This window comes from Koromonas humicola, from assembly GCF_059726255.1.
Genome location: NZ_AP040873.1, coordinates 735349 through 750996 on the forward strand (window position 1 = coordinate 735349; position 15648 = coordinate 750996).

The 15648-nt window shown below is 57.1% G+C and carries 15 protein-coding genes; 6 read left to right on the forward strand and 9 right to left on the reverse strand.

Features of this window, described 5'->3' with window-relative positions; translation table 11 throughout:
• Window positions 1-48: 48 nt before the first annotated feature.
• Complete coding sequence (gene amrB / locus AC6IZD_RS03285; protein WP_497786255.1) at window positions 49-861, reverse strand: AmmeMemoRadiSam system protein B; 813 nt, start codon at window positions 859-861, stop codon at window positions 49-51.
• Between the two features lie 11 nt (window positions 862-872).
• Window positions 873-1760: a 16S rRNA (adenine(1518)-N(6)/adenine(1519)-N(6))-dimethyltransferase RsmA gene (gene rsmA / locus AC6IZD_RS03290; RefSeq protein WP_497787551.1), complete on the reverse strand. Its 888-nt coding sequence runs from the start codon at window positions 1758-1760 to the stop codon at window positions 873-875.
• Window positions 1761-1827: 67 nt separating this feature from the next.
• Here rsmA and glgA point away from each other — a divergent pair, with 67 nt between their 5' ends.
• On the forward strand, window positions 1828-3282 hold the full coding sequence (gene glgA, locus AC6IZD_RS03295; protein ID WP_497786256.1) for a glycogen synthase GlgA: 1455 nt from the start codon (window positions 1828-1830) through the stop codon (window positions 3280-3282).
• Window positions 3283-3451: 169 nt separating this feature from the next.
• On the opposite strand, the gene AC6IZD_RS03300 is transcribed toward glgA, so the two are convergent.
• Window positions 3452-3841: a hypothetical protein gene (locus AC6IZD_RS03300; protein WP_497786257.1), complete on the reverse strand. Its 390-nt coding sequence runs from the start codon at window positions 3839-3841 to the stop codon at window positions 3452-3454.
• 204 nt (window positions 3842-4045) lie between these two features.
• Window positions 4046-5407: an APC family permease gene (locus AC6IZD_RS03305; protein ID WP_497786258.1), complete on the reverse strand. Its 1362-nt coding sequence runs from the start codon at window positions 5405-5407 to the stop codon at window positions 4046-4048.
• 55 nt (window positions 5408-5462) lie between these two features.
• On the opposite strand from AC6IZD_RS03305, the gene AC6IZD_RS03310 reads away from it, so the two are divergent.
• Window positions 5463-6392, forward strand: a complete 930-nt coding sequence (locus AC6IZD_RS03310; protein ID WP_497786259.1) for an N-acetylglucosamine kinase — start codon at window positions 5463-5465, stop codon at window positions 6390-6392.
• Between the two features lie 148 nt (window positions 6393-6540).
• Here the strand turns inward: AC6IZD_RS03310 and AC6IZD_RS03315 are convergent, their stop codons facing one another.
• From AC6IZD_RS03315 to uvrC, 3 genes are all read right to left on the reverse strand, one after another.
• The gene (locus AC6IZD_RS03315; RefSeq protein WP_497786260.1) at window positions 6541-7035 is read right to left on the reverse strand and encodes a zinc ribbon domain-containing protein; all 495 of its coding nucleotides are present in this window, start codon (window positions 7033-7035) and stop codon (window positions 6541-6543) included.
• 505 nt (window positions 7036-7540) lie between these two features.
• Entirely contained in the window at window positions 7541-8137 is a 597-nt protein-coding gene (locus AC6IZD_RS03320; RefSeq protein ID WP_497786261.1) for an RNA polymerase sigma factor, read from the reverse strand.
• A 174-nt stretch (window positions 8138-8311) separates the two neighbouring features.
• Window positions 8312-10132 carry an excinuclease ABC subunit UvrC gene (gene uvrC, locus AC6IZD_RS03325; protein WP_497786262.1) on the reverse strand — a complete coding sequence of 607 codons (1821 nt, stop codon included), beginning with the start codon at window positions 10130-10132 and terminating at the stop codon, window positions 8312-8314.
• 242 nt (window positions 10133-10374) lie between these two features.
• Here uvrC and AC6IZD_RS03330 point away from each other — a divergent pair, with 242 nt between their 5' ends.
• Complete coding sequence (locus AC6IZD_RS03330) at window positions 10375-11148, forward strand: OmpA family protein (RefSeq protein WP_497786263.1); 774 nt, start codon at window positions 10375-10377, stop codon at window positions 11146-11148.
• Window positions 11149-11295: 147 nt separating this feature from the next.
• Here AC6IZD_RS03330 and thiS read toward each other — a convergent pair whose 3' ends face one another.
• On the reverse strand, window positions 11296-11499 hold the full coding sequence (thiS, locus tag AC6IZD_RS03335; RefSeq protein WP_497786264.1) for a sulfur carrier protein ThiS: 204 nt from the start codon (window positions 11497-11499) through the stop codon (window positions 11296-11298).
• Between the two features lie 191 nt (window positions 11500-11690).
• On the opposite strand from thiS, the gene AC6IZD_RS03340 reads away from it, so the two are divergent.
• From AC6IZD_RS03340 to AC6IZD_RS03350, 3 genes are all read left to right on the forward strand, one after another.
• Window positions 11691-12254 carry a MerR family transcriptional regulator gene (locus AC6IZD_RS03340; protein WP_497786265.1) on the forward strand — a complete coding sequence of 188 codons (564 nt, stop codon included), beginning with the start codon at window positions 11691-11693 and terminating at the stop codon, window positions 12252-12254.
• A 38-nt stretch (window positions 12255-12292) separates the two neighbouring features.
• Window positions 12293-12556: a hypothetical protein gene (locus tag AC6IZD_RS03345; RefSeq protein ID WP_497786266.1), complete on the forward strand. Its 264-nt coding sequence runs from the start codon at window positions 12293-12295 to the stop codon at window positions 12554-12556.
• 219 nt (window positions 12557-12775) lie between these two features.
• The gene (locus AC6IZD_RS03350) at window positions 12776-14614 is read left to right on the forward strand and encodes an amidase (protein ID WP_497786267.1); all 1839 of its coding nucleotides are present in this window, start codon (window positions 12776-12778) and stop codon (window positions 14612-14614) included.
• Window positions 14615-14836: 222 nt separating this feature from the next.
• Here the strand turns inward: AC6IZD_RS03350 and AC6IZD_RS03355 are convergent, their stop codons facing one another.
• Window positions 14837-15409 carry a DUF2911 domain-containing protein gene (locus AC6IZD_RS03355; protein WP_497786268.1) on the reverse strand — a complete coding sequence of 191 codons (573 nt, stop codon included), beginning with the start codon at window positions 15407-15409 and terminating at the stop codon, window positions 14837-14839.
• Window positions 15410-15648: the final 239 nt, after the last annotated feature.

The following is a 15648-nucleotide window of genomic DNA, read 5'->3' on the forward strand; positions in this document are numbered from 1 at the left end:
CCACTTTCGAGTGGGGCATTCTGTTGCGTAACCGGGTTCAGAGTTCGTCTAGCTCACTGCTACTCCGGCATAACCCACGACGTGTTCCCTGTCGCCTGAAACATCTCCGGAAGTCGCGTACTTAATCAGTTCAGCCGATTTCGCCCCGAGTTTCAGTGCTGCTGTTAACATTGCAACCGCCGGACCATATCCACACATAGAAATGTTTTGTTCCCGAACGGTCTGGAACAGACCTCTTGGTTTGAGCGCCAGTACTTGCTCAATCGCCAAAGCGTCTTTCACTCGTGTTTCGGCGTCGTCCTCGTAGTGATTCATATCGCTGGAGGCCACTATCAGCACAGGCTCGCCGCTCTGGCTGATGACGTTCGCCATCACTACTCCGAGTGCCGCGAGTACCTCGAACTGGCCGGTTCCAACCGTGATCGGAACAAACGTAAGATCAGCCCGAACGGCTTGCAGGAACGGCAACTGCACTTCAACCGCGTGCTCGCGTATCTGCGATGTGCGGTCTTCGTGAAGCAGGGGGAACCCTGCTTTCAGTGCTTCGGCCATTGTCGTTTCAATTGGTACTTCGCCCAGAGGGGTGCGAAAACTTCCTTCGCTGATAATCGCCAACGGCTCACCAATACCCGTGTGGTTAGGGCAGAGCACAATGACCCTGCGCGGAACCTCGATCTTGGAATACACTGCTCCCGCAACCGCTCCCGAATACATGTAGCCTGCGTGCGGTGCAATGATGCCCAACGCCCGGATTTTGTTGTTGGACGTACCTAAGTAGCCCTGCACGTCTTGCAGTAGTTCTGACTTCGAGCCCGGATAGAACTGTCCGGCGACTGCCGGTTCGCGCACTACGCTGCTCATGGTCTTCACCCCTAATTCTTTAACTCGCGATAGAGCCGCGCCATTTCCTCCAGCGACATTGTCTCGGCCCGCACCGAGCCACTGATTTCCGCCGCCGCGAGAGCTGTGTTTGCAGCGGCCTTCTCGTAAGCGAGCTTCAAGTTGTTGCTCAAGGTTTTGCGCTTCTGAGCAAAGATGATCTTCAGGAACGAAATGAAGCCCGACTCGTCTACGCCAAGCTCGGAAAAGCGCGGCTCCATCTTCATCCGGAAGACTGCCGAGCGAACATTGGGCGGCGGATCGAAAGACTCGGGTCCCAGTTCAAATAGCTTTTCTACCTTGCCGTACATCTGAGCCGTCGCAGAGAGCAGTCCGTAGTCGCGGCTGCCCGGTGCCGCAACCACGCGATCGGCAACTTCTTTTTGGACCATCAGAACGAGGTTTTCTACACGGTCGCCTGCGGCAAATAACTTCAGCAGAATGTCGCTGGTTATGTAGTACGGCAGGTTCCCGACCACTTGGGTCTTGAAGAGTCCGGTGGGGCGCAGGTCGCGAAGGGGGCCCGGAGTTGAACCCAACACGGTTCCCAAATCCACCTGCAGAATGTCTGCCTCCAAAATCTCCACGTTGGTCAGTGGCGTAAAACGCATCCGCAGTTGTGCGGCCAGTACGCGATCCAGTTCTACAGCGATCAGCCGTCCTGCGCGCTTTGCCAGCAGTTCAGTCAGAGCTGCTTCCCCAGGACCGATTTCGATCACCGTTGTCTGCCGCACATCTCCTAGAGCGTCTACGATACGTTGCATCGCATCAACGTCCACCAGGAAGTTTTGTCCCAGCTTTGGCTTCCTACTGCTCTCTACTCGATTCGGCAAAACCTTCGCCAAGTTTGACCGCCTTTCCTTCCGACCGTTAGACTTCACGGTTGCGTGTATTCCAATACTCAATCAAGCGCATCCAACTGCTGTTTGTGCGTTAGCGGAGGCATTTGTGCACGTCCTGTTTGCCGCATCCGAGTGTGTGCCGTACTCCAAAACGGGAGGGCTTGCTGACGTTGTAGGGGCATTACCACGCGCCCTCGCTGCACTCGGTCACCGGGTCACCGTCTATCTTCCTTTATATCGGCAGACCCATCTGCAGTATCCCAAGACAGTCATCTCCAGCATTACCGTACCATTCGACGATCGCTATCGTTTCTGCTCCGTGCTCGACGCAGGTAAGCAGCACGGCGTGCAATTCTACTTTATCGATTATCCTCCCTTTTACGACCGCGATGCTTTGTACGGAACACCGCTGGGCGACTATCACGATAATCCAGAACGATTTGCCCTCTACTGCCGGGCCGTGCTCGAAGCGTCGAAGATCCTCGGTGTGCCGGATGTGTTTCATTGCCATGATTGGCAGACTGCACTTATACCAGTTCTCCTGCGCACGCTCTACGACGAAGACCCGTCGCTTACGGGAGTCCCTACGGTCTTCACGATTCACAACGTTGGCTATCAAGGACTTTTTTCGCCAGATACGCTGCCGCTGCTGATGCTTCCTTGGGATTTATTCACCATCACGAAGCTGGAGTTTTTCGGAAAGATCAACTTCCTGAAAGGCGCGCTAGTCTACTCCGACTTCATCACGACCGTGAGCAGAAAGTACGCGCAGGAAATTCAAACGTCGGAATATGGGTTTGGTCTGGAAGGCGTTCTTCGCAGTCGGAATTCATCACTCGCCGGAATACTGAACGGCGTGGACTACGAAGAATGGAACCCCGCAACGGATCGCTTTATCGCGGAGCACTACACTCCTGATGCACTTGAAGGAAAGCAGCAGAGCCGCCGCGATCTTTTATCAAGCTTCGGGTTGGATCCTGAGACGACCACGCCGGTGATCGGAATTGTGTCGAGGTTTGCGGCGCAAAAGGGATTCGATCTGATCTCGCTCGCAGCCGATCGGTTGGCACGCGAGAACGTTATGGTAGTCACGCTCGGTGCGGGAGACAAGGATTTTGAGGATGTCTTCCGGCGCTTGGTGCGGCAGTATCCGGGGAAGTTTGCGGTGAAGGTCGGGTACGACAATGAGCTTGCGCACAAGATCGAAGCGGGCTCTGATATGTTCCTGATGCCTTCACGTTATGAGCCGTGCGGGCTGAACCAAATCTATTCGCTGAAGTATGGGACGGTTCCCATTGTCCGTGCTACGGGCGGGTTGGATGACACGATTGAGCCGTGGGATGCGAAGACAGGGAAGGGAACGGGGTTCAAGTTCCACGAGTATTCGGCGGAGGCGCTGCTGTCTACAATACGGACGGCATTGGCAACATTTGCGAAGCCGGAAGAATGGCGAAAACTGATGCTGAACGGCATGGCTCGCGACTTCTCGTGGACGGTGGCAGCGCGCGAATACATCAAGATTTACGAGCGTGCGCGCACGTCACGGCAGGTTGCGGTATAGATCAGGCATTCACTTTTGAGGAAATAGCTGAAACGGCAGAGCATTGCAAAGTAGGCAATCGTTTGTTGTTCTGGAGTGAAGGCTAACCAGATTGTCACTAGGTAATGAATCGGTTGCACTACTAAGCAATGGTTCCGCTCGCGTTTCTTTTGCGTGGTTGATCAGGCAGTTATCTGGCCGAGTTATTGCGTAGTGAATGGTCCATGCCTTCGGGGTAGCAGTATTGGTATTCGCCTGGGCGTTCGGTGCCGATCGGTTGGGTAGCATCGAGCGGCATGAGGACGATCCGATTGCGGTCGGCGTGCTGGAACAGGCCTTTGTATTCCCAGTAGTGATAGTCGCCACTGCGGAATTCTATGGTGGAGGTTGTGGGGGCGAAGGTATATTCGCCGCCTCCGCCGTGACGATAGCTTTCATAGTGGCCATTTGCAGAAAGCGTCAAGGTTCCAGCGGGGAGATGGGCGAAGCCTCCGGACCAGCAGCGGTAAAGGCCTGCAGGCGGTGCGGACTGGGACAGCAAGGGCGCGGCAAGCAGAAGGATGAGAGCAGCGGTTCGCACTCTGGTTGAGATGCGGGAGGACAGCGCCGGTTTGTAGGGCCAACACACAGGCGATAGCTGAGTCGTAATCCGCAGTATCCAATTCTCAAGGCATCCGTCGATTCAAAAGCAAAAAAGCAACGGTCAACTGCCCCACTCAAGCCAATAGAAGGCTTGAATGGGGCACCAACGTTTGTAAATGCCACCGGTAGTTTTCAATGGGATTTAAGCAAGGCGCTTGCGCGCGAAGTGCAGATAGATTGGAATGCCTGTGAGGATGACGATGACGCCGCCGATGGATAGGCGCAGGTTGTCCACGAACGAGTAGTAGAGCAGGACGGCTGAGGCCAGTACGAACACAGCAGGTACGAGCGGGTAGCCGAAGACTCGGTATGGGCGCGTGGCGTCCGGTTCGCGGTGGCGGAAGATGAATATCGTGCTGGCGGCGATCATGTAGAAGAGCCATTCGGCGAAGATCGCGAGGGAGAAGAGTTCCCGGAATTTTCCCGAGACCAGAAGCAGAGCCACCGCGAGAACGCACTGCACGATGATGGCGACGGCTGGCGTGCGGAAGCGTGGATGTACTTCGGCCATGGCCGGGAAAAGATAACCATCGCGGGCCACGGCATAGGGAACGCGAGCACCGGTCATGATGGTTCCATTCAAGGTGACCAGCATGGAAAGCGCCATGCCGATGGCGACGAGCGCGGCTCCTGAGGTTCCCGCCGCAATGCGCATCGCGTCGCTTGCGGCGTGTTCGGAAGCTGCGACCGATGCCGCGGGCAGGACGTACTGCACGGCGGCATTGGTCAGCATGTAAAGCACGGCAACGATTCCGACTCCGGCAATGAGGGCACGCGGGATAGCTTTTTCTGGATGTCTCACTTCTCCGGCAACCATGTTCAGATCGTTCCAGCCGTCATAGGCCCAGAGAGCGGCGATTAAGGCTGCCATGAATCCAGCGACGCCGTGTTGGGCGTTGGCGACTTCTCCAGCGAAGTTGCGCCAAGTTCCTCCCGAATACATGAAGCACAGGCTGGCGATGGCGACGACTAATGCGATCTTCACAATAGTGAAGATGAGTTGGAAGTTGGCGGCGCGCTGCACTCCGAAATAATTGAGGGCGGAGATGGCGATAGTGAGGACAATGGCTAGCACCTGTCCCCAGGTGACGAGGTGCCAGGCAGAGTGCGATAGGAATTCGAGTCCGCTGAAGGTGCCAAGTACGCGCACTATTCCGGCGGTGATGCTGGCGATGGAGGCGGGCTTGGCGATGATGAACCAAGTCCATGCGTAGAGAAATGATGCCAACGAGCCGTATGCATCGCGGATGAATATGTATTCGCCGCCAGCTTGCGGTTTCATCGCGCCGAGTTCGGCGTAGGTCAGAGCGCCGAAGAATGACAGGATGCCTCCGACGATCCAAACGGCGTACACCATTCGGGCGGAGCCGACGGCTTGCATCATCTCGGCGGGCACAAGAAAAATGCCGCTTCCGATGATGGTGCCGACGACAACAGCCGTCGCATGCCACACGTTAAGGCGTCGTATTAGTTCTGGTCGTGCAGTGATCTCTCCAGTTGCCATCTATCAGCATTCTTCCACAGCCGGGCGCATGGGACTATGTAACAATGAGGACGCCATGCCTTTTTTCCTGGGAATTGATGGGGGTGGGAGCAAGACCACCGCAGCCGTTTCAGATGGCACGTCCATTTTGGGCAAGCATACGAAGGGCGGATGCAATCTAAACACGGTTTCCAGGGAGCAAGCACGGGCAGCATTGCGAGAGGCCATCGAAGGCTCAATATCGGGTGCTGGTATATCCCTGAACGACATTGCTTCGGTATGCGCAGGAGTTGCAGGGACAGCAGTGGCGGCGAATGCAGCCGCAATCTCCGATGTCCTTTCGGAAATCGTGCCCGATGCCCCTATCCAGGTTGTGGGCGACACGGTGATTGCACTCGAATCGTATTTCCCGGGGCGAGCAGGAATTGTATGTATCGCCGGAACGGGATCGATTGCGTTTGGCCGCAATGAACGCGGTGAGGTGGCACGCGCCGGAGGATGGGGAAAGCTGGTTTCGGACGAGGGTTCGGGCCACTGGATCGGGCAGCGGGCGATTGCGCAATGCATTCGCGCGCTGGACATGGGACGAAGCAGCAATCTCGTGACCTCCATCATGGAGCACTGGGGCATCGTGACACGCGACGCACTGGTGGAACGCTGCAATCAGGAAATTGTGCCAAGTTTTTCCGAACTGTTTCCGGTAGTGCTGGACACGGCCGAGGCCGGCGATGCGATGGCCAGCGAGCTGCTTACTGCAGCCGGACTTGAGTTGGCGCGAATCGCTCAGATCGTATTGCGGCGGTTGTGGGTTGGGCGCGCTCCGGTGGAGATCGCAATGACCGGCGGAGTGTTTGCAAACTCTGCTCGGGTACGACAAGTATTCAGCAACATCATCCGCACAGATCGTCCCGAGGTGCACATTCGAATTACCGAACGGCAGCCGTTTGAAGGCGCGTTGTACCTCGCGGAAAAAGCGGTCGAGGGTGATGAGTCAAAGGCGGGGTAGTGGGTTGCGTTGACATTGTTACTGTGCTCGACCCTTCGCTTTTGCTCCGGATGACTTTTCAGAGTCGAAAGCAAAAAAGAACCCATCCTAAACTCCAGAAGGCAAGCTTAAGATGGGGCTTAGAAACATTAAGTAGTACGCCTGCGCATCATTCCGAAACTTTCAAGTTCGCACCGCAGTAAGGACAGAACTTGTCCTCAACGCTCACGCTGTGCTGGCAGTGCGGGCACAACAAAGCAAGTCTGTGTCGGCATTGAGGACAAAAGCCAAATCCGGCTTGGAGGAGAGCCCCGCATCGAGGACAGTTCTCCAGACGTGGTTTCCGGAGAATGAAGTACAAGACAATACCGAGCGCGTTTGGAATGATGATGGCGAGTAATGTCCAGAGTGCCCGGCTCATGCCGCGACGGCCAGCATCCTCGTTCACGTACCCGACGAGCAAAATGTAGAGCGCAAGCACCGTGCCGCCGACGAGCCCCATGGCGCTCATAATCCAAAAAGGACTCCCGAAACGCGACAGAGACAGCTCGACAAATATGGCCAGCACTGATGCAAAAGCGAGGACAGCAATAACTCGGGCCCACGTCGGTATCATGCTGATCTCGTCTGTGAAGCGAGTCTGAGTTTTTTCGTTCACTGGCATTGCAGATCTCCTGAGTCTGAGTAAGTTGCACCAGATCTCGAGCGTGTATCTGAATTCCCCAAATAGGTGCCGCTAGCGAGTAACAGAATTGCTATCAAGATGGCAGGAAAGAAGCCGATCACCACAAAAATCAGTCCTCGTTCAGGCTCCGAGAAACGTGCTGTCTCTCCGAGCCACTGAATCCCCTGCCACAATCCGGCAATGTTCAATGAGCTGGACAGGGTGACGGCCGCGCAACAAACCGAGATCACCCACCTACGCTCGTTTTCGCGCTGCAGTTGGAGTGCCCGCTGTCGCACGCGCATCTGAGTCGCTGACACAAGTCTTTCATTAGCCATCATCGGAATTGAGCGCAGCAGGTTGATCGTCCCTCGCACCTCTTCCGCGAACTCTCGACACGACGAACATGAGGACAAGTGCTCGTCCAACTCGGCTTCTTCATATTGCGAAAGAGCTTCTGGTCCTGAGCAAGAAACCAACTGTTTTGCGTGATCATGCGGATCGGTCACAGGTGAACTCCTTTCAACCATGGTTGTAGGGCTGCCAATCCGCGATATATCCGAGACTTCACCGTACCCAGAGGCGCGTGGGTCACGTTGCCGATTTCTTCTAGTGACAGTCCCTCCTGAAAACGAAGTGTCAGGGCCTCGCGATACTCTGCGGGAAGTTGCTGCATAGCGGCTTGGATTTGGTCCTGCTGCTCGCCGCGAATGGTCAATTCGAGTGCGGAAGGCTGCGTGACATCCTCAACATCTAGATGAGCGCCCTGATCATCGCTTGCGGGAGTGTCAAGACTCAGGGGAGCCTTCGACCGCAAGCGATCAACCGCTAAATTGTGGGCAACCGCAAAAAGCCACGTGCTGAATGCATGGCGACCGTCGTATCGTTGGCCACGCTCAAGCACTCGAATCCATGTTTCCTGGAATAGATCCTCTGCAAGATCGCGTCGGCCGGTAAGACAAATGAGGTAACGCAACAGCCGATGTTGATATCTCTCGATGAGGTAATCAAGAACATCAGGATCGCGATCTCGCAGTCCTCGAACAATGTCTGAACCTTCGTCAGCCATCACAATCCCGAAATAGCAACTGGTCGTGTCCATGCTACGTATTAATACGAGCGTAAGCCAGAAAAAGACGCATGCCGTGGATGACAATGCCAACAGCGTGAAAAGAAAACACCAAACGAGTCCCTAGTCCGGGCAAGGCCTAGCGTAGCTAGGACGGGGCACCCTCGAGTTGTCTCTGATCAAGCGCGGGTTTAGCGGGTATTTACTTCAGCCCTGCTTTTCGCGGAAGAACTCGAGGATGGCTTCGGCCTGCTTGTTGTTCACTACTGAGGTGAGGGCGGCGTAGTTCGCCTGTTTGACAGCGTGCAGGGAGCCGAAGTGCTGCAGCAGGCGGCGCGTGGTGAGTTCGCCGATGCCGGGGACGTCACGGAGTTCGGTGGCGCGGTCACGCATCTGGCGGCGCTTACGGTGGAATGTGATCGCAAAACGGTGTGCCTCGTCGCGAATCTGCTGGATCAGGAGCAGCACAGGCGAGTGGCGGTCGAGGACTATGGGTTCGTCTTCCTGTCCGTAGAGGTAGAGGATTTCTTCACGCTTCGCGATAGATACGACTGACTGCGAGGCGAGGCCGAGTTCTTCGAGTGCGCGGGCGGCAGCGTGTAGCTGACCGAGTCCGCCATCAATGAGGACGAGCGAAGGCATGGGCTTGTTTTCTTCCTGCAAGCGCTTGTAACGGCGAGTGACGACTTCGTGCATGGACTTGAAGTCGTCGATGCCTTCGACGGTGCGAATGATGAACTTGCGGTACTCGGAGTTGCGCATGTTGCCGTCTTCCCAGACGACCATGGACGCGACGGTTTCGGCTCCCTGAATGTGGGAGATGTCGAAGCACTCGATGCGCTTGGGTTCTTCGGGCAGCAGGAATGTGTCTTGCAGGACACTCTTCATGACATCGGTGCGCGGTTTCATAACACGGAAGCGCTGGTCGTAGGACTGCTTGGCGTTGTTGCCCACGAGGTCGATGAGAGAACGTTTGTCGCCACGCTGCGGAACATCGATGTACACGCGAGAGCCGCGCTTTTCGCTGAGAAGGTCCTGCAGAGCTTCTCGGTCTTCGAACTCGACGGGAATGTAGATGGTGCGCGGAACGTAAGGCGCATCGACGTAAAGCTGCTTGAGAAGCGTGCTGAAGAACTCTCCGACCTCGAAACGGTGATCGGACTCTAGTTCGCCGAGGTCCTCCCAGAAGAATTCGCGACGATCTAGGACCTTTCCGGCGCGCATGTGGAACAGGTTCACGGCTAGCAGGTGGTTCTCGTAGTGGTAGCTGATGACGTCCACATCGTCGCCTTCGGCGGAGGCCATGCGCTGCTTTTCATTGAGTTGCTCGACGGTGACGATGAGGTCGCGGTACTTGGCTGCGAGTTCGAACTGCATGTTTTCGGCAGCGCTCTCCATGCGTTCGCGAAGGGATCGGGAGAGTTCGGAGGGCTTGCCGTCGAGCAGCATACGAACGTCGTGGACGGCTTCAGAGTAGGCTTCCGGCGTGGTGAGCCCTGCGACGCAGGGACCGAGGCAGCGCTTGATGTAGTACTGCAGACAGGGGCGCGCGTGCTCGCGGGTGAGATCGATTTTGCAAGACGGAATCAGAAAGTGCCGATGGATCAGGTCCACGATCCGGTAGGCAAGATTGGCAGGGAAGTAGGGGCCGAAGTAGCTGCCGCCGTCCTTGCGTAGCTTGCGCGTGACGTAGACGCGAGGGAAGCGCTCGGCGGTGATTTTGACGTAAGGGTAGGTTTTGTCGTCGCGCAGAAGGATGTTGAAGCGGGGCTTCTTCTGCTTGATGAGATTGTTTTCGAGCGCGAGCGCCTCGTGCTCGTTGCCGACGACGATGTACTCGATATCAACGGCTTCGCGGAGGAGGCTGCCGGTTTTCGCGTTGTCGCTGGCACCTTCGACAAAGTAGGAGCGCACGCGGGCGCGCAGGTTCTTCGCCTTGCCGACGTAGATGACCTCACCCTCGGCGTTTTTGTAAAGGTAAACGCCGGGATCGGTTGGAACCGTTTTGATCTTCTGATGTAAATCCATACTTCTTCTGGGTCAGCGATTCTGGCTTCCAGCTGGCGGGCGACCTTAGAATCGGGCTGCTATGAAAATTCTACTCGTTCGGGCAGGAAACTCCGACCGATTGCCCTAGGTTTGGCGGTAAGTTGTTGAATCGGTGTTGGATCTGCGTGGCATCGCACGTGCTCTAAATGTCATCGACTGTAGCAGGGCATCAACCTTTCGGGTTGCCTTCAATTCAGCAATCCCAGGTCTAAGGAGCTTCTATGAAACGCTATCTCCCCATTCTTGTAGTCGGTGCAATGGCCCTCTCAGTGGGTTGCGCCACCAAGAAGAATGTGGCGCAGCAGGTAAACCCGATTATCAACAAGATCGATGAATTGGATGATCGTACAGCCCAGACGACTCGCGGCATTCGCGACACCGACGCTCGCGCGCAGCAGGGAATCAAGGGAGTGGACGCTAAAGCCAGCGCCGCAGACCAGAAGGCGCTTGCCGCCGGTCAGCAGGCCGATCAAGCTCAGCAACTCGCCGCCAAGGCCAACACTGGCGTGAACGATCTGACCAACCAGGTGGTTAACTTCGATAACTATCATCCTGTGACCGAAGCTGCCGTGCACTTTGGCTTCGACAAGGCGGACCTGACGAAAAAAGACAGGGAACAACTGGACGAAATCGGACAGCAGATCCCGAACGTGAAGGGTTACATCGTTCAGATCGAGGGGCGCACGGACTCGGTGGGTGATGCGAACTACAACTATCAGCTCAGCCAACGTCGCGCCGCCGCAGTGACGCAGTATCTGGCTTCGAAGTACAACGTGCCCGCGCACAAGGTGTTTGTGATCGGTCTAGGCAAGGACGCTCCCGTGGAGAAGAACTCTACATCTCGCGGCAGGGCGGAAAACCGCAGGGTGGACGTTCGCCTGATGACAAATAATGTGAACCAGCAGGCAAATGCTCCGATGAGCGGACAGGCACAGCCACAACAGCAGCAGCCTCAGCAGCAGACGCCTCCGGCAGCAGCAAGCCAGCAGCGCTAGTTTATACACCGCGTGCATCGTGGGGGTGCACACATTGAGATGGCCGCTCGTGAGGGCGGCCTTTTCGTTTGCGTGTTCGGTCTGATCTGAGTGCTTACGTCTGTGTTCCCAGAGTTGGAAAAACGCCAACTCTGGGCCACCCTCGATTTAACGGAGGCCGCCGCCGACGAAATGAACGATTTCGAGGCGGTCGCCGTCGTGGAGTTCGGTGGCAGACCAGTTGGCGCGGGGCACGATGTCGCGATTGAGTTCCACGGCGACGCGGTCGCCTTTCATTCCGAGTTCTTCGATGAGCGAGTCCAATGTTGTCGCTTGCAGATTGCGTTCTTCACCGTTGATAACCAGGCGCATAGAAACAACATAGCAGATTGGGGCGCGGCAGGCGGTGCACCTGAAGCTATGCTGGCGGCAGCAGTTCGAACTGATTGTCTGCTTGACTTCCGAAAAAGCGGGGCTAATATGAGTGCAACATTTTCGCGCAATTATGTTTCAAACAAATTGCGCACCATTGTTCCTTGCAAGTTAGGTAGGCGGCGGCGGACATGAACCAGAGTTTCACATCCAGCCAAGTCTCCGAACGAACCGGCCTCACGCCACGTCAGTTGCAGTGGTGGGATGAGCAGGGGATCGTAGTGCCCGCGCGCCAAGGACATCGTCGAATTTATTCCTCCAAAGATTTAGCCGAGCTTGCCGTGCTGTGCGATTTGCGGCGGCGAGGATTCAGCTTGCAACGTATTCGCAAGATGCTGGCGCTGCTGCGACGCGAGTTTGGGCATTCGTTGGCAGAGTTGGTGTCGCGTGGGCCGGGGCTGCATCTGTTGACGGATGGAGAAAGCATTTATCTGCGCGACTCGGAACACGGTGTGATTGATTTGCTGAGGAACTCGCAGCAGCCGCTGCTCGCGATCTCGATTGGTCCGATGCTGGAGCGAGTGCTGGCTTCGGAGGAGATTCAAGAGCCACAGGCGAAGGTGGTTCCGAAGAAGGGGTCTCATAAGGTGCGAGCAGAAAGTCAATTTTCCCACTCCGAACCCGAGAAGCACGAGTTTGAGGGCGGGGCACCCGTGAAACGCAGGGCTGCTGCTCGCGGAATGGCACGGCGATAACAAGCAGGCAGTCGAATCAGAGACTGCGGAGGTGACACATGATCGTTGAGATTAATTATCTCCCTCAGTGGATCCCCGAACAGATGAGTCCCGGAACCGTATTTGTCCTCGACAATGCCGGCGAGGACGGAGACGAGAACGATCCGTATTGGGCTGTGCTTGCATGTCCTTCGTGTGCCACCCTGGGCCTGATTACGCGGAAGCAGATGGCAGGGATTGTGCCGATCATATGTGGGTCGGATAAGTGCTCGGCGCAGTTCCATATTCATGGGGACGAGATTGTTCCGAGGCCGGTTTGCTAGGGGACGATTGGTTTCGCGAGTAGCCCTCCCGGGTGGGAGGGCTTTTGCGTTGGTGGTTGGTGACCTAGAGCGACGGCGGAGAGTGGAGCGGGGGTAGGGATCCTTCGCTGCGCTCAGGATGACACCTCTAAAGGCAAGACAAGGAGGTGGAGACTGTGAAGTCTGGGGTATAGTGTCTGGTTGTTTTTGAGACAACTAGATTCTGTAGCACGGAGCATCATGTCAGCTTCACGTCGCGACTTTCTTGCACTCTCCGCACTGACCTTGCTTAGCGCTGCTGCACGCGGCGAAGACGCTCCGCAAGCGGGCACGCAGCAGATACCCAGCACAACACAGACGACAACGCCTCCAACGACTCAGCCGCCGGGAGCACCGCCGGCGTTTGGAACCGCGCCGCCGTTTGGGCCGGAGGTTTCGGCGCAGAACTTCGCTGAGGCGGAGAAGTTGGTGAACTTTACGCTGACGGATGGCGAGCGCACGCAGGCGGCGCGAAACTGGCGGACTTCGCTGGCTCCGTATTATGAGCGCCGGGTAGGGCCACGGAAGGTCGCGATTGAGGAGAGCGTGGCTCCGTGGTCGGAGTGGAATCCGGTGTTGCCGGGGCAGGCGGCGGGGCCGAAGCAGGATCGCTTTGTGCGCACGTCGGGTGACGCGGGGCCGCTGCCAACGAACGACGAGGAGATTGCGTATGCGCCGGTGCACAAGCTTTCGCGATGGATTCAAACGCGAAAGCTGACATCGGAGCGGCTGACGAACATCTATCTTGACCGCATTGAACGCTACGATCCGAAGTTGAGGGCGGTGATCACGCTCACGCGTGAGCATGCTCTGCAGCAGGCGCGGCAGGCGGATAAGGAAATCGCTGCGGGACATTATCGCGGACCTCTGCATGGGATTCCGTGGGGAGCGAAGGATCTGCTGGACACGGCGGGGATTGCGACGACTTATGGCGCGGAGCCCTATCGGGACCGTGTGCCGAAGGAGGACGCGGCGGTCACGAAGCGGTTGAACGATGCGGGTGCAGTGCTGATTGCGAAGCTTTCGCTAGGAGCGCTGGCGCTGAATGATGTTTGGTTCGGTGGGCAGACGATGAATCCGTGGCTGCCGGAAGAGGGTTCGTCGGGGTCTTCGGCAGGACCGGGATCGGCGACGGCGGCGGGGTTGGTTGCGTTCTCGATTGGCAGCGAAACAGAAGGCAGCATTGTGAGTCCGTCGATGCGGTGCGGTGTGACGGGGCTACGTCCGACCTATGGGCGGGTGCCGAGAACGGGGGCGATGACGTTGAGCTGGTCGCTGGACAAACTGGGGCCGATGGCGCGTTCAGTGGAAGACACGATGCTGGTGCTGAAGGCGATCTCGGGACCGGATGCAGGAGACTTGAACAGCGTTGCGAGCCACTTGGATTTCGACGCGACGGCTTCGGTGAAGGGGCTGAAGCTGGGGTACTTTCCGAAGTGGCTGAATGAGCCTCCGGCAACGGAGGTGGACCGCAAGGCGCTGGAGACTGCGAAGAACTTGGGTTTTACGCCGGCGGAGGTTTCGCTGCCGGATTGGCCGTATGGGTCGCTGAACATTCTGTTGTTTGCGGAGGCGGCCGCGGCGTTTGAGGATTTGACGCTGGCGGGCGGGTTGAATCAGCTGCACTCGCAGACAGATGACTCGTGGCCGAACTCGTTCAGGCAGGCTCGGTTCTTGTCGGCGGTGGATTTCGTGCAGACGGATCGCTTTCGGCGGAAGGTCGCGATGGAGATGGCGAGGATCTTCTCGCAGGTGGATTTGCTGCTGGTGCCGGGGCTGCGCGACGAGATGCTGACGATCAGCAATTTCACCGGGCATCCGTCGCTAACGTTGCGGGCGGGATTCGTCGAGGTTTCGGAGGCGAGGAGCGACTGGGCTCCGGACCCGGCGCATCCACTGCCGAAGTTCGATCCTCCGCGCAGGGTTCCGCATGGTGTAACGCTGGTGGGACCATTGTTTGGTGAAGGATTGCTGGGACGGGCGGGCATCGCGCTGGAGCGGGCTTTTGCAGTGGCGGATCAGCGGCCTGTGGGGTTCTAGGGCTGTATTGGTTGGGTGCGTTCGCAGGTTGGAATTAGATGTAGGTGACCTGGGGCGGAGGTGGAGGAATGCAGCGGTGCGGGGATCCTTTCGCCTGCGGCTCAGGATGACAGCGTAGAGGCAAGAGCAAAGCAGGGTCAACTACCCCACCCTAAACTCGTACACCGAGTTTAGGATGGGGCACCCTGAAGTGCGCCTTCTAATATTTCTTCATATCTCTTCCTATTTTCTCACGGCGATCGGTGCGGAGAACTGTGTGGTCTCCCACGAGAGTTTGAGGACTCCTCCTCCGCCGCTAGTCTTGGGTTCAATGGAAATCGTGAACTGATCTACCTCTTGCGGGAGAGTGTCCTTCTTGAGGTCGATGCGAGCGACGTCGTTCGCTTCATCGTAGGTCTGCTTCGGGTCCTTTGGACTGATGCCCCATTGGCCAATTTGCTTGTTCACGATGAGCGTGGTTTTGTCGGCGGAGGGGAGGATCCAGAGTGTGTAGGCTCCGGCAGGTATGTTTGCGTTGCCGAGCTGGATGGGCTTTTGCGTGATGAGGAGCGTGGCTTCGTCGGCACCGGTGCGCCAGATCTTTCCGTAGGGAACGAGTCCGCCCCAGATCTTGCGCGGCTCACTGGTCTTCGGATCGCGGGTGTAGGGGCGTCCGTAGACGACAGTGATGCGGTTGCCGTCGATCACGGCGCTGACGGTTTCGTGAGGGCTGATGCGTTTTTGCTGCGCTGCCGCGGGGAGGACGAAGGCGATGGCGGCAGCAAGGAGAACGAGCGTGCATCGGAGAGTTTTCATTGCAAACATAATAGCCGTTGCGCGCAGATTGCGCGGGCGGTTGTGTCGCCGTGTGTGACTGAACACGGGGCGTGTCCGACGTGACACGAGCACGGGGGGGCGAATGGTCCGTAACTGCTGAGAAATACAAGGCGTGAAGGTTGGCAGGCGAAGTGCCATATCGGAGGTGACGTCCGGCGGGAGGAAAGTTTCTGCTGAGAGCTGGATGGGGGGACGTATATAGTTGGGAGCACAATTTC